Origin of the sequence: Peribacillus saganii, assembly GCF_003429095.1 — a bacterium.
Classification (GTDB): domain Bacteria; phylum Bacillota; class Bacilli; order Bacillales; family DSM-1321; genus Peribacillus; species Peribacillus saganii.
In genome coordinates, this window is the sequence record NZ_QVTE01000021.1 from 35,149 (window position 1) to 49,429 (window position 14,281).

At 42.2% G+C, this 14,281-nt stretch carries 10 protein-coding genes; 8 read left to right on the top strand and 2 right to left on the bottom strand.

The annotated features are described in order from the left end of the window. Nucleotides 1–334: 334 nt before the first annotated feature. The gene (locus D0469_RS08845) at nucleotides 335–1,912 is read left to right on the top strand and encodes a DUF342 domain-containing protein (RefSeq protein WP_117326381.1); all 1,578 of its coding nucleotides are present in this window, start codon (nucleotides 335–337) and stop codon (nucleotides 1,910–1,912) included. Nucleotides 1,913–2,041: 129 nt separating this feature from the next. Beyond that, complete coding sequence (locus D0469_RS08850; protein ID WP_325048938.1) at nucleotides 2,042–2,827, top strand: glycerophosphodiester phosphodiesterase; 786 nt, start codon at nucleotides 2,042–2,044, stop codon at nucleotides 2,825–2,827. Between the two features lie 390 nt (nucleotides 2,828–3,217). Here D0469_RS08850 and D0469_RS08860 read toward each other — a convergent pair whose 3' ends face one another. Then, the gene (locus D0469_RS08860; protein WP_117326384.1) at nucleotides 3,218–3,448 is read right to left on the bottom strand and encodes a DUF2627 domain-containing protein; all 231 of its coding nucleotides are present in this window, start codon (nucleotides 3,446–3,448) and stop codon (nucleotides 3,218–3,220) included. A gap of 204 nt (nucleotides 3,449–3,652) precedes the next feature. Here D0469_RS08860 and D0469_RS08865 point away from each other — a divergent pair, with 204 nt between their 5' ends. The 6 genes from D0469_RS08865 (at nucleotide 3,653) to D0469_RS08890 (ending at nucleotide 12,732) form a co-directional block, all read left to right on the top strand. Then, a complete protein-coding gene (locus D0469_RS08865) occupies nucleotides 3,653–5,731 on the top strand; it encodes a sigma-54 interaction domain-containing protein (protein WP_117326385.1) in 2,079 nt (692 codons plus the stop codon). A 300-nt stretch (nucleotides 5,732–6,031) separates the two neighbouring features. Beyond that, complete coding sequence (gene bcd, locus D0469_RS08870; RefSeq protein WP_117326386.1) at nucleotides 6,032–7,129, top strand: branched-chain amino acid dehydrogenase; 1,098 nt, start codon at nucleotides 6,032–6,034, stop codon at nucleotides 7,127–7,129. Nucleotides 7,130–7,632: 503 nt separating this feature from the next. After that, nucleotides 7,633–9,054, top strand: a complete 1,422-nt coding sequence (gene lpdA / locus D0469_RS08875; protein WP_117326387.1) for a dihydrolipoyl dehydrogenase — start codon at nucleotides 7,633–7,635, stop codon at nucleotides 9,052–9,054. A gap of 351 nt (nucleotides 9,055–9,405) precedes the next feature. Then, nucleotides 9,406–10,401: a thiamine pyrophosphate-dependent dehydrogenase E1 component subunit alpha gene (locus D0469_RS08880; protein ID WP_117326388.1), complete on the top strand. Its 996-nt coding sequence runs from the start codon at nucleotides 9,406–9,408 to the stop codon at nucleotides 10,399–10,401. 12 nt (nucleotides 10,402–10,413) lie between these two features. Next, nucleotides 10,414–11,397, top strand: coding sequence for an alpha-ketoacid dehydrogenase subunit beta (locus D0469_RS08885; RefSeq protein ID WP_117326389.1), 984 nt, complete (start codon nucleotides 10,414–10,416; stop codon nucleotides 11,395–11,397). Nucleotides 11,398–11,427: 30 nt separating this feature from the next. Next, nucleotides 11,428–12,732, top strand: a complete 1,305-nt coding sequence (locus D0469_RS08890) for a dihydrolipoamide acetyltransferase family protein (RefSeq protein WP_117326390.1) — start codon at nucleotides 11,428–11,430, stop codon at nucleotides 12,730–12,732. A 165-nt stretch (nucleotides 12,733–12,897) separates the two neighbouring features. Here D0469_RS08890 and D0469_RS08895 read toward each other — a convergent pair whose 3' ends face one another. Further along, nucleotides 12,898–14,115 carry a glycosyl hydrolase family 28-related protein gene (locus D0469_RS08895; protein ID WP_117326391.1) on the bottom strand — a complete coding sequence of 406 codons (1,218 nt, stop codon included), beginning with the start codon at nucleotides 14,113–14,115 and terminating at the stop codon, nucleotides 12,898–12,900. Nucleotides 14,116–14,281: the final 166 nt, after the last annotated feature.

Sequence of the window (14,281 nt, forward strand, 5' to 3'; positions counted from 1 at the left end):
CTAAGCTGCCGCCATTCGTTCTTAGTCAGCTGTCATTAAAGTAATTTCGTGAAAAGACCAATGACAATTGTCACATTGGTCTTTTTTTTGGCTGGAATGTATTTCCGTGAAAAGACAGCATTAGAACTTATCTTTTGAGATTCCTTATTTTGGATAAGAATTTTTGCAGGTTCGATCTGAAAATGAAGTTTCTCCCTTTTTTAACAGAATTGTCAAAAAGCTTTTATTTTTGCTAAGAAATTATTTTTAATGGAAAATTTAACACAAAGTAATTTTGGTTTCTTTTATACTAAAGGTAGCTTAGGCAATCACTCGTAGGAAGGATAGAATATAAGTGGAAATAGTAAGAAATGAATTCCTATTACTGGAGGAGGAAAACGGCTTTGTATTTATAACGGTAATCAAAAAAGGTTATCCTCTCCTGATGATAAATAAGCTACTTTCCAATCTCCCGCGCGTAAACCTTAATAAGTTTTTGCTTTTAAAGGAAGCCGTCGACTCAGCCACCGGGGAAAAGGTAGAGGTAGGTGTGCTTAAGCCTGAAGTGGAATGTAATCTTTCGAAAGATCTGATGACTGCTAAAATCCGTCTTTACTGCACGCAGGAAGAGTTGGACAGCAATTACGATACATATGTCTCTAAAATTCTTGATTTGCTGCATTATCATAACGTCCGGGAAGGCATTAAGGTAGAGGTGCTGCAGGGTGAGCTTGAGGCTGGAAAAGAAATACTTATCGCAGAGGGTGTCGAGCCGGTTAATGGCGAAGATGCCGTCGTTACCTATTTTAAAAGATCTGATAGAAAACCAAAAATAATGGAAGATGGCAAAGCTAATTATTACGAAATGAATTTTATAGATGAGGTAAAAAAAGGAGACTGGTTGGGGGAGAGGATTCCTCCCAAAGACGGTAAACCAGGGAAGACTGTTACAGGCGACTTTATCCATCCTAAACCTGGCACTAATAAGAAGCTGTTTTATGATCATAAAACTATCGGCGAGTTTGAGGAAGACGGAAAAACTGTCCTTAGGGCACTTATAGAAGGTGTAGTAGAGTTCCAAGCCGGAAAAATCGTTGTTGGTGATCATTTAGTTATTGATGGGGATGTAGGAATCGAAACCGGAAATCTTGATTTCATTGGCAGCATAACGGTTAAGGGAACAGTTATGGATGGCTTTGAGGTTACTGCAACCAAGGATATTTCTATTTTGAGTGAGCTGGGCATCAGCGGAATTAATCGTCTAGAATCCAAGAGAGGTGATATTTTTATAAAAGGCGGCATTTTCGGAAAAGGCCAGTCCGTCGTATTAGCGGCGAAAAACATTTTCCTTAAGCATGCCAATGAATGCACATTGGAAGCTGGAGAAAACATTCATATTGGCTTCTATTCCCTGGGATCCATATTAAAAGCAAAAAGTATCATCGCGGATGGATCGAAGGGAAAACTGATTGGCGGCATTATTGAAGCGCGCAGCAAAGTGACTGCTGGGATAATCGGCAATAGGCTGGAAAGGAAAACAGTTATCCATGTTGCTGGTTTTAATCGGGAAAAACTAAAAGCTGAGCTGGATGAAATGCTAATGGAATATAAGCAAAAAGTAATGGAGGTTGAAAAGCTTAAACGGAAGCTTGAAGTATTTGACAGCTTTATGGGCAAGCTTAATACCTCTCAGCATAAACAATTTGAAGAAACAAGAGATATTTTTGATGCATTGATGCATCGCATCTTCACCCTAGAAGAAAAACGCAAATCCATTATGGAAATGCTGGAGACGAAAGGGGAGGGTGAAGTATGTATCGGCCAAATTGCTTTCCCTGACACCCAACTGGAAATCAAACATCTAAAGAAAAAACTGAATTCTGGTGTAAAAGGGACTTTCTATTCTGAAAATAATATTATGCACTTCGAGTAGTATACATAATACGAAATCTGGCATCAAACTACACTCCCACAGAATCGTTATTCATCCAAGCAACGATTAAAAAATCAAGGACTGTAATAAAAAGCTGAAATCAAATCATACCCGTAAGGAGGTTACATTGTGAAGATTTATGGCCATAGGGGGGCGGCAGGTACCCATCCGGAAAATACTATGATTTCCTTTGAGGAAGCCCGGCGTGCAGGCGCAGATGGAATTGAACTGGATGTTCAATTAACCAGTGATGGGGAAGTGGTTATCATTCATGATGAATCACTGGATCGGACTACAAATGGCAGCGGTTTTGTAAAGGATAAGTGTTTGAAAGAACTGCAAAAATTTGATGCAAGCAATAAATTCAGCCATTTATATGGAGAGACTGAGATTCCGACATTACAGGAACTTATTGACTGGCTTAGAGGAAATAGTCTCCTATGTAATATAGAACTGAAAAACAGTAAATTCTTTTATCCAGGTATGGAAGAAAAGGTGATTAAGCTTGTGAGGGAAGCCAGACTTGAAGATCGGATAATCCTTTCATCTTTTAATCATTATAGTATTGTACTTTGTAAAAAAATCGCAGAGGAAATCGAGATTGCGCCGCTCTATCGGGACGGGTTGCATATGCCGTGGGCATACGCTCGATCGCTAGGAGCGGGGGCAATCCACCCAGACATAAAAGCTGTTCCGAATGAAATTATTCGAGCCTCCATTGAAGCAGGTGTTGCCGTGCGCCCTTATACAGTTAATAAGGAGAAAGACATAGAAAACCTTCTTGCAGTCGGCTGCAGCGCCATTATTACTGATTTCCCGGCAAAGGTTGTATTAATGAGAGATCAATTTTTTAACAAGAATAGCAATGTTAATGCGGATATTGGTGGCATTGGCTCCCGATTAAAAAATACGTAGCGCTTGCTTTTTGTAGTCAGAGCGTTTTTAGTTGGAAAGCTGCCTAAACTGATTTCCACAATTTGTGGCTGTTAGGGACAAAGCAAGAAATGGTGATTAGACTGAATCATGGAAGAAATCGATTTAGCCTCCCATATACTTCCATAAAAAGCCAAAACACTACAAACAGAAGTAAAGCAGCTTTAGCTGTAATGAAATTATAAAAAGTTAAACAGGAAGAATTAATAAAGCACTCAACGGTTTCAGGCTGCATACTCATAAGGAGAAAGCAGTCTGTCAGCCAATGGGTGCTTTTTAACCTTCTTATTTTCTTTTTTGGAAGGTTGATGTAATCCTCACAAATTAACACGCCTGATTTTGCTAAACTCCCCAATACCGTCTGCTCGCTGTCTACTTAAAACGATCTTGTACCTTTTGTTTTTTACGGTCACGATGAAGAACAAAACCCGCGATAAATCCTATCCCGCCGACAGTTAATATCAAACCTGCCAATAATTGAACCCATAATAGAGTAAATGGGTGCTGCAATATTCCAAATACCATATCTCTCATTAACTTTATTCCATAAGCAGCAAGTGCACCAGGAATAAAAAGTATCACAAACGCAATCAACCGTTTCATAGCAATTGAATCCCTTCCAATTAAGACATATACATAAGAAATGATAAGTCATATTGCTTTTTTGTCAAGAACTGCCTTTAGCATAAATTTGTCTCCCCTTTTAATTAAGATTACAATATAAATAAAAAGTGAAACACTTTGCAGAGGATTAATGAAAAACATTGCAATAAGAAAAGCAGAAGCATTTGACTAGGAGGGCTTTTCATGCAAAAAGTAATGATTGTAGGGGCCGGAAATGGCGGAACAGCCATTTTGAAAATATTGCTAGAGTCTGATATTTTATCTGTGGCCGCTGTTATTGACATTGATCAGAACGCACCAGGCATTAAATTGGCTTCAAGATTCGATATCCTAACTGCAACAGATTGGTCGGCTGTTCTTGATGATACATATGATTTAGTAATTGACGTAACCGGCAGCCAGGAAGTTTTTCTTAAATTAAGGCAGACAGCTGTGAATCGAACAGCCTTAATACCGGGCTCAGTTGCATTTATAATCGCCAAGCTCCTCGAGGAAAAAGAAATGCTGATTGGCAAGCTTCAGGCTGAATCGGTAAAGTGGGATTTAATCTTCAATTCAACGGACGATGGGATGATCGTTGTTGATGATGAGGAGAAGATAATCTTTTTTAATAAAAGTGCCGAGCGGATGACTGGATACAGCAGAAAAGAAGCAATTGGCAAGAATATAGTGAAAGTTATCGAGACCAGCAGGCTACCGCAAGTATTAACGCAAAAGCGGATTGAGGCCAATCAGGAACAGGTGCTGGCAAATGGCCGAAAAATTATTACCACCCGGATTCCAATGCTTGGCGAAAACGGTGAAGTATATGGGGCTTTTGCAGTATTTAAAGATATTACCCAAGTTGTAGATCTTGCTGAAGAAATTACCAATTTAAAGGAAATTCAAACAATGCTCCAGGCAATCATTCAATCAAGCGACGATGCCATATCCGTTGTGGATGAAATGGGGCATGGTATATTGATAAATCCTGCTTATACAAGAATTACCGGGCTAACGGAAGAAGAAGTAATAGGGAAGCCTGCTACAACGGATATCTATGAAGGCGAAAGCATGCATATGCAGGTCCTGCAAACTAGAAGGGCTGTTCGCGGAACGAATATGCGTGTTGGCCCTGGAAAGCGGGAGGTTATTGTAAACGTGGCCCCAATTATAGTTGATGGAAGATTGAAAGGCAGCGTCGGTGTTATTCATGATATGTCTGAAATTCAGCAATTAAATCAGGAGCTTAACAGAGCCCGGCAGATAATCCGCACTCTGGAAGCCAAGTATTCATTTGAAGATATTATTGGGATTTCTGATGAAATGGCCCTTGCTATAGACCAAGGGATGCTAAGTGCAAAAACTCCCGCAACGGTTCTTCTTCGCGGGGAATCCGGCACCGGAAAAGAATTGTTTGCCCATGCCATTCATAATGCCAGTGACAGGAAATTTAATAAATTTATAAGGGTGAATTGTGCAGCCCTATCAGAATCCCTGCTAGAAAGCGAGCTGTTTGGCTATGAAGAAGGAGCCTTTTCGGGGGCAAAGCGCGGCGGGAAGCGAGGCCTGTTCGAGGAGGCAAATAACGGCAGCATTTTTCTTGATGAAATCGGAGAGCTTACTCCAAGCACCCAAGCCAAGCTGCTAAGGGTGCTTCAGGAAAACGAAATACTCCGTGTTGGAGGGACAAAGGCCGTACCGATTAATGTTAGAGTAATAGCAGCAACTAATGTAAATCTGGAAAAGGCCATTGTCAGCGGTTCCTTCCGTGAGGATTTATACTTCCGGTTAAACCGGATGCCAATACATATTTCGCCGCTCCGTAAAAGAAAAGAAGACATTCCGGCACTGTCAGAGCATCTAATCCAGAAGCTTAACCAGGAATACGGCCGAAGTATTGAAGGGATAACCCCTATGGCATTACAGAAATTAACGATGTACGAATGGCCAGGCAATGTTCGTGAACTTGAGAACATTCTGGGCAGGGCAATTATTTTTATGAAGCTTTCAGAAACCATGATTGATGAACAGCATATTCCTGAGTTTCTTCAGGACAATGAGCAGGATGGGGGACACGTAAAGGTGCCATTAATAAACAAAGACCTGTCGGGCAAACCGTTATCCTTGATGATGGACAATTACGAGCGATCAATTATTAAACAAAAAATGGAAGAACACAAGGGCAATAAAACTGCAGCGGCAAGGTCATTGGGAATCTCTGTCCGAAATTTATATTATAAGCTTGAAAAATATAACCTTGAAACAATTGGCATGCAATAATTTTCGTGTTCATGCAAAATTTTGCAGATATAAAAAATAGAAAGCGCTTTCTTCAAGGGGTGGGGTTTTGGCACGCATCTTGCAAGTAATATATATGTGACTAGAGTGTTGTACAAAAGGGATTGTACTGCTTGAAAATACAGACACTTGTGGAAAACGACTGCAAGTCGTTCGATTTTTTACCTCCAGGTCTGATTCCACCGAAAGCAAGCCATATCATTGGCACTTGCACGGCCGGAGAAAATTAACAAACGATAATGTGCTAATCTTTTTTTAAAACAATATCAGGAGGAAAATTTCATGGAAATTTTCAAATATCTAGAACAATATGATTACGAACAACTTGTATTTTGCCAGGATAAACAATCAGGGCTTAAAGCAATCATCGCCATTCACGATACCACATTGGGCCCTGCATTAGGGGGAACCCGTATGTGGACTTATGCCTCTGAGGAAGCAGCAATTGAAGATGCGCTTCGCCTTGCAAAGGGAATGACTTATAAAAATGCAGCTGCTGGACTGAATCTTGGAGGCGGAAAAACCGTTATTATCGGAGATCCGCGCAAGGATAAAAACGAAGAAATGTTCAGGGCATTTGGCCGCTTCATCCAAGGGCTGAACGGACGGTACATTACAGCGGAAGATGTTGGCACAACGGTTGCTGACATGGATATAATCCATGAAGAAACAGATTACGTGACTGGAATCTCCCCTGCATTTGGTTCGTCTGGGAATCCATCACCTGTAACAGCCTTTGGAGTGTACCGCGGCATGAAGGCTGCAGCTAAGGAAGCTTTCGGAAGCGATTCCCTGGAAGGCAAGGTTGTCGCAGTTCAGGGGGTGGGCAATGTGGCATATAATTTGTGCCGCCACCTGCATGAGGAAGGAGCCAAGCTAATCGTAACGGATATTAATAAGGAATCCGTTATGAGGGCAGTAGAGGACTTTGGAGCCAAAGCTGTGGACCCAGATGAAATTTATGGTGTTGAATGCGATATTTATGCTCCTTGCGCACTTGGTGCAGTTATTAATGACGCCACCATTCCACAAATCAAAGCTAAGGTAATAGCAGGGGCGGCAAACAACCAATTGAAGGATACAAAACATGGAGATATCATCCACGAATTAGGTATTGTTTATGCTCCTGATTATGTAATTAATGCCGGAGGAGTAATTAATGTAGCAGATGAATTGTATGGATATAATAGTGACCGGGCAATGAAGAAAGTGGAAGGCGTCTACAGTAATATTGAAAAAGTAATTTCAATTGCAAAGCGTGATTGCATACCAACTTATAAAGCTGCAGACAGAATGGCGGAAGAAAGAATTGAGCGTATGAGAAATTCCCGCAGCCAGTTTTTGCTGAATGAAAAACACATTTTAAATCGACGTCGCTAATCTCTTTAGCGGCATTTGGTGGCGTGTGACTCTTGATTACACTCAAATGATGGGGGCATCGATGCAATGGGTTTGCATGGAAGGGCCCCTTCTGGCCAGAGGCGAAAGCGCTGTACAGGAGATTTGGTGAAAGCTTTCTTTTTAAGAGGATTATTACAGTGGAAAATCATGAAAATATTGCAGGCAAAACGGCATTGTCTGATATCACGGTAGATGTTCGGCAAATTTGAAAAATGATTGCTGAGTGAAATGAACAGGCCAAACTTGTTTATTCTGCAATGGGGGTCAGATGGCAAAGAAAATCGGTGCAGCCAGTGCGTGCTTTTAGGAAAGGCGGACGCGAGTAATGCAGACTGGCGGCCATACATATGGCAAAGTATTTGTTTGTGTAATTTTTTCCCGGAATGAGTGGTTACAGATGTAATTCTTCATTCTGGGGAAAAGGGGTTGAAGGCTATAGCAGAAGATCGCATTACCCAATGTCTTAATCAGGAGGTTATTTAATGGCTCAAGAGTTTGATTTAGTAATAGTTGGCGGAGGGACGGGCGGTTATGTGGCTGCAATCCGCGCTGCGCAGCTTGGATTAAAGACAGCAATCGTTGAAAAAGGAAAGCTTGGGGGCACATGCCTCCACAGGGGCTGCATACCATCCAAGGCCTTATTACGTAGTGCAGAGGTATTTAGCACAGTAAAAAAGAGCGCGGAATTCGGGGTTATCACCGGTGAGGTCAGCCTGGATTTTGGCAAGGTTCAGGAAAGGAAGACAACCATCGTAGAGTCTCTGCACAAAGGTGTACAGCATTTAATAAAGCAGGGGAAGATCGAGGTATTTGAAGGAACCGGGCGTATACTAGGCCCTTCGATTTTTTCACCGATGACTGGAACGATCTCTGTTGAAATGAACAATGGTGCAGACAATGAAATGCTCATTCCGAAAAATGTTATTATTGCCACTGGCTCAAGGCCAAGGACTCTTCCAGGCTTAGAAAAAGACGGGCAGCAGGTATTAACCTCAGATGAAGCACTTCAGCTTGAAAAACTGCCCAAGTCAATTATTATTGTTGGTGGCGGAGTAATTGGAATAGAATGGGCATCCATGCTGCATGATTTTGGTGTTGAAGTAACAGTGATTGAATATGCCGACAGAATCATCCCAACAGAAGATCAGGAAGTCTCCAGGGAAATGCAGCGACTTCTGAAGAAACGGGGCGTCAAAATCATAACTGAGGCAAAAGTTCTGCCTAAAACGTTAGAGAGAAGGGAACAGGTAACTATTTCTGCCGAAGTAAAGGGCAAAACAGAGGCATTCTCTGCAGAAAAAATCCTCGTATCCATAGGAAGACAGGGAAATACCGAAGGAATCGGCCTAGAGAATACAGAAATTCAAATTGAAAAGGGTTATATCGTTACAAATCAATATTATCAGACGAAGGAATCACATATTTATGCAATAGGGGATTGCATCGGCGGCATGCAGCTTGCCCATGTTGCATCACATGAAGGTATCACGGCTGTAGAACATATCGCAGGTGAAAAACCCGAGGCCGTCGATTACTCTCTCGTTTCGAAATGTATATATTCTTCCCCGGAAGCAGCCAGTGTTGGCTTCACCGAGTCGGAAGCTAAAGAAAAAGGCTATACTGTAAAAACAGGAAAGTTTTCGTTTAGAGCGATTGGAAAAGCGCTTGTGTTTGGGGAGTCTGACGGCTTTGTAAAGATTGTGGCAGATGAAAAAACGAATGACATACTGGGTGTCCATATGATTGGGCCGCATGTAACTGATATGATATCAGAAGCCGGCCTGGCAAGAGTCCTTGATGCAACACCTTGGGAAGTGGCTAAAACAATCCACCCGCACCCGACCCTTTCCGAAGCTATCGGCGAAGCAGCACTGGCAGTTGATGGCCTAGCCATTCATTCATAAATAGATTCTGATAGGATAAACAACTGCTTTTTCAAGTCACTTCCTGGATCAATCAAATTTAAGATGATAACTTTTTGAATATGTATAGATGTTTAGCTTCCAGCACCCAGCCCCGAAGCACACGACGTGCTAGTGCCGGCATCGCCGCAGGACGTGGCGATCTTAGCCGGCCCCGAGGTCATAAGCCAAATTCCTCCAGAAGGCAAAGAACGCCTTCCTCCGGAATTCGTCTTATGCTTGACGGAGGCTCACACGATGTGGGTCAGAACAGCGTTGCCACAGGACGTGGCGAACTTAGCTGTCCTTCTTCTGTCAAGGCGCTTTTCGCTTTTCTAAAAAGGAGGATTTTGAATGGTTAAAAATCGTCATAAAGCATTGGGACTCAGTGATGAGACCGTATTGGAAATGTATGAAACGATGCTGTTGTCACGACGGATTGATGAACGGATGTGGCTATTAAACCGTTCAGGTAAGATACCGTTTGTTATTTCCTGCCAAGGCCAGGAAGCTGCCCAGGTTGGTGCAGCATTCGGTTTGGACCGTGAAAAGGACTACGTATTGCCTTACTATCGTGATGTCGGTATTGTGCTCACTTTTGGAATGACAGCACGTGATCTAATGCTATCCGGATTTGCAAAAGCAGAGGATCCAAACTCTGGAGGCCGCCAGATGCCGGGTCACTTTGGACAGAAAAAGAACAGAATTGTAACAGGTTCTTCGCCTGTTACAACCCAGGTTCCACATGCAGTAGGTATTGCGCTTGCAGGAAAGATGGAGGGCAAGGATCTTGTCACGTTCGTAACGTTTGGAGAAGGTTCCTCCAACCAAGGCGACTTCCATGAAGGTGCCAATTTTGCCGGAGTCCATAAGCTGCCCGTTATTTTCATGTGTGAAAACAATAAATATGCTATTTCGGTGCCAATTGAAAAACAGCTGGCCTGCGAAAAAGTTTCAGACAGGGCGATCGGGTACGGAATGCCTGGAATTACGGTTGATGGGAATGATCCGCTTGAAGTTTATGCTGCAGTGAAGGAAGCAGCCGACCGCGGCCGACGAGGGGAGGGTCCAACGCTTATCGAGGCTGTTTCCTACAGGCTTACTCCTCACTCAAGCGATGATGATGACCGGAGCTACCGTGCGCCGGATGAAGTTGCTGAAGCAAAAACTAAGGATCCTATTATCACTTTCGGAGCTTATTTAAAAGAGACCGGTGTAATGGATGATGAGGCTGAAAAAGCGATTCATGATAAAGTAATGAAAATTGTAAATGAAGCAACGGATTATGCTGAGAATGCACCATATGCAGAAGCTGAAAGTGCAATGAAATATGTTTATGCAGAGAAGTAAGGGGGAATTCGGATGCCGGTAATTTCGTATATTGATGCTGTAACTATGGCAATTCGCGAAGAAATGGAAAGAGATTCCCGAGTATTTGTTGTCGGAGAAGATGTGGGAAAAAAGGGTGGGGTGTTTAAAGCGACCCAGGGCTTATATGACCAGTTTGGCGAGCAGCGTGTAATAGATGCTCCGCTTGCCGAATCAGCGATAGCAGGTGTAGGTATTGGTGCTGCTATGTATGGGATGCGGCCAATTGCTGAAATGCAATTTGCTGATTTTATCATGCCTGCGGTAAACCAAATTATCTCAGAAGCGGCCCGCATTCGTTACCGCTCGAACAATGATTGGACCTGTCCGATTGTTATCCGGGCTCCATATGGCGGCGGTGTCCATGGAGCTTTGTACCATTCTCAATCGGTAGAAGCTGTATTTGCCAATCAGCCTGGCTTGAAAATTGTAATGCCCTCCACACCTTATGATGTGAAGGGGCTTCTAAAGGCTTCCATCCGTGATGAGGATCCTGTACTTTTCTTTGAACATAAACGCGCATACCGATTGATCAAAGGAGAGGTACCGGCTGACGATTATGTGCTTCCTATTGGTAAAGCTGATGTTAAACGTGAAGGCGATGACATTACTGTTATCACCTATGGCCTTTGTGTCCATTTTGCTCTTCAGGCTGCCGAAAAGCTTGCAAGCGATGGAATCTCTGTTCATATCCTTGATTTGCGCACAGTGTATCCTTTGGATAAAGAGGCTATCATGGAGGCTGCTTCAAAAACCGGGAAAGTACTGCTTATCACGGAGGATAACAAGGAGGGCAGCATAATCGGTGAGGTATCAGCGATCATTGCGGAAAACTGTTTGTTCGATCTTGATGCTCCAATCATGAGACTTGCCGGTCCAGATGTGCCAGCAATGCCTTATTCACCAACGATGGAGAAATATTTTATGGTCAACCCAGATAAAGTTGAAAAAGCAATGCGTGAGCTGGCTGAGTATTAAGCTCTGCATTGGCAAAAGGAGGTTTAGGCTTTGGCTATCGAACAAATGAAAATGCCCCAGCTAGGGGAAAGTGTTACGGAAGGTACCATCAGTAAATGGCTTGTCTCCCCTGGAGACCATGTGAATAAATACGATCCAATCGCCGAAGTATTGACCGATAAAGTTAACGCAGAGGTTCCCTCTTCTTTTACAGGCGTTATAAAAGAATTGCTGGCAGGAGAAGATGAAACCTTAGCTGTTGGAGAAGTCATCTGTACAATTGAAATATCCGGCGGCAATGAAGAGGCCGAAGTAGCTGCCCCTGGTGAAGAGATAGCAACGGTAAGGGAACAGGAGCCAGCTGCCCAGGCTGCAAAAGGTACAGAGTTTGGCAAGGTCCGGTACTCTCCCGCTGTTCTGAAAATTTCACAGGAGTATGGAATTGACCTGACTCAAGTAAGCGGTACTGGAAAAGAAGGACGGATCACCCGTAAAGACTTGTTAAAGCTAATCGAATCCGGAAATATACCAAAACCAGGTACAGCCCCATCTACATCTTCACAAGAAGCTGCACCTCCAGATCAAGAGCAGGTTAAACAGCCGGCTCCTCAAACAGCAGGGAGGAAGCAGGAATCACTCCCTGTCCAGCCGGCTGCTGGAGACACTGAAATTCCTGTCACGGGCGTACGGAAGGCGATTGCGGCAAATATGCTTCGCAGCAAGCATGAAGCCCCTCATGCCTGGACTATGGTCGAGGTGGACGCTACAAACCTGGTAGCTTACCGCGATTCCATAAAACATGAATTTAAACAGAAAGAAGGCTTTAATCTTACTTATTTTGCATTTTTTGTTAAAGCTGTTGCACAAGCACTAAAGGAATTCCCGCAAATCAATTCTATGTGGGCCGGGGATAAAATTATCCAGAAGAAGGATATTAATATTTCAATCGCTGTTGCCACAGAAGATGCCTTATTTGTGCCGGTAATAAAGAATGCAGATGAAAAAACAATTAAAGGAATAGCTCGGGAAATAACCGAGCTTGCATCAAAAGCAAGAAACGGAAAGCTAAAGTCCGAGGAAATGCAGGGAGGCACATTTACTGTCAATAATACAGGTTCCTTTGGCTCTGTGCAGTCTATGGGCATCATAAACTATCCTCAGGCAGCAATCCTTCAAGTTGAGTCCATTGTGAAAAGGCCTGTCATCATTGATGGAATGATTGCAGTCAGAGATATGGTTAACTTATGCATGTCATTGGATCACCGCGTACTGGATGGGCTGGTATGCGGACGTTTCCTGGCAAGAATAAAAGAGATAGTGGAAAGTATGTCTAAGGATAATACCTCAATCTATTAAATTCTGCAGACTAATAAATTTTAAGTGATAACCATGTCAGCATGCCTCAGGGTTCTTTCCTTTTTGGCTGTATAATGAAGTATCCATTCGATCGCAGCAAGTAAACACAAAAAAGCCCCAAGCAAGCGATATAGCAGCTTGCTTGGGGCTATTATTTATTGCTAATTAGTATTTGCTGTTTATTTCATTGACCATATTATAATAAGAATTTTCCGCAATAGACAGGCCCTCTACTTTTGCTACAACATTTACACCAAATCTGCCATTCATGAATGAATTATTTTGGATTGAAATATCTTTGAATACATAAGTTCCATCGTAGCCTTTATTTATACGGATCAAATCAGATTCAGAATAATTAGCTTCATTGCCATTGGCAATGGTGTTTCCCTTCACAGCCACACTATTTCCGCCAGCAATATCGATTGCCGCAGAATAACTCCCAATTCCATCGATCACATTGTTTTCAACAATGACTTGATCTGCGTATACTGATATTGCCGACCACATGTCATACTTATTGCTTACATCATAGGTTTCATAAAAATTGTTGGCTTTAAAGCTGTTAGTGATATGATTACCTTTTATCTCTGCACCTGGCGATTGAATTTTAATTGCCCTTTTGTGAGTCTTTTTAAAAGTATTGTTTATGATTTTCAGACCCACATCAGTTTTAAAACCCTGGACTACAATGCCATCTCCGTCATCTTTGGGCCCAATTTCCGATATGGTGGAGTTTTGAATCGTAATATCCTTGCTGGCTGGCTGAGATTCAAGGGCAGGGCTGACTAGAATCCCTCTAGCAACTTTATGGTCCCAGCCAACCTCGGAGGAAACATTATCTGCAAATACATTCTGAATAACTAGTTTATCCAGCATAATCTTTTCTGCTCCGCCTTCAATCCGTATTCCAATCGGAGTTGAATTTGAGTGGGGTTTGATGGATGGCTGCCCAAAATTTTTAAATGTAGCCGAATGCAATAGTACATTTTTTGATCCATTCATGATCGTTATCCCGCGCAGCACAAAATGGTTACCATCTATAGTTAGATCGTGAATATTGATATTTTCCCCATATGCCCTTAGCATGGTCAATCCTTCAGATTTTGCTTTTATAATTGAGTTACTTCCAAACAATTCCGTGTATTCCTTAACAGTTAAAGTATCACTTACTAAATAGGTTCCTTCAGGGAAAAAAACTTTTTTATTTCTTCCATAATACAATGCCTTTTTAATGAAAGATGTGTCATCTGTAACTCCATCACCTGCTGCTCCATAATCCTTTACATTGATGATGCCATTTGTTGCATGAACTGAAGCTGATAATCCAAATAAAAATAAAAGTGTCATAGAAGCAAGTATACCCGTTCTTTTGATATTCATAAACCAACCCTTCTTCAGTAATTCAGAAATCTAATTGAGCACTGAGGGTTATATCGGATCTTTCTTCTATTTTTGCAATAAAAATGTAAAAATAATTTAATAAAGAAAAAATATTTGTTATAAAAGAAAAGCGGAAGCGCCCTGGTCAGCCCTGACAAGCATAAGA

Bases quoted from the DNA above. Each gene is read 5' to 3' on its own strand.
- D0469_RS08860 (WP_117326384.1), bottom strand. From the start codon at position 3,448: ATGAAACGGTTGATTGCGTTTGTGATACTTTTTATTCCTGGTGCACTT.
- bcd (WP_117326386.1), top strand. From the start codon at position 6,032: ATGGAAATTTTCAAATATCTAGAACAATATGATTACGAACAACTTGTA.
- D0469_RS08895 (WP_117326391.1), bottom strand. From the start codon at position 14,115: ATGAATATCAAAAGAACGGGTATACTTGCTTCTATGACACTTTTATTT.
- D0469_RS08880 (WP_117326388.1), top strand. From the start codon at position 9,406: ATGGTTAAAAATCGTCATAAAGCATTGGGACTCAGTGATGAGACCGTA.
- D0469_RS08885 (WP_117326389.1), top strand. From the start codon at position 10,414: ATGCCGGTAATTTCGTATATTGATGCTGTAACTATGGCAATTCGCGAA.
- D0469_RS08865 (WP_117326385.1), top strand. From the start codon at position 3,653: ATGCAAAAAGTAATGATTGTAGGGGCCGGAAATGGCGGAACAGCCATT.
- lpdA (WP_117326387.1), top strand. From the start codon at position 7,633: ATGGCTCAAGAGTTTGATTTAGTAATAGTTGGCGGAGGGACGGGCGGT.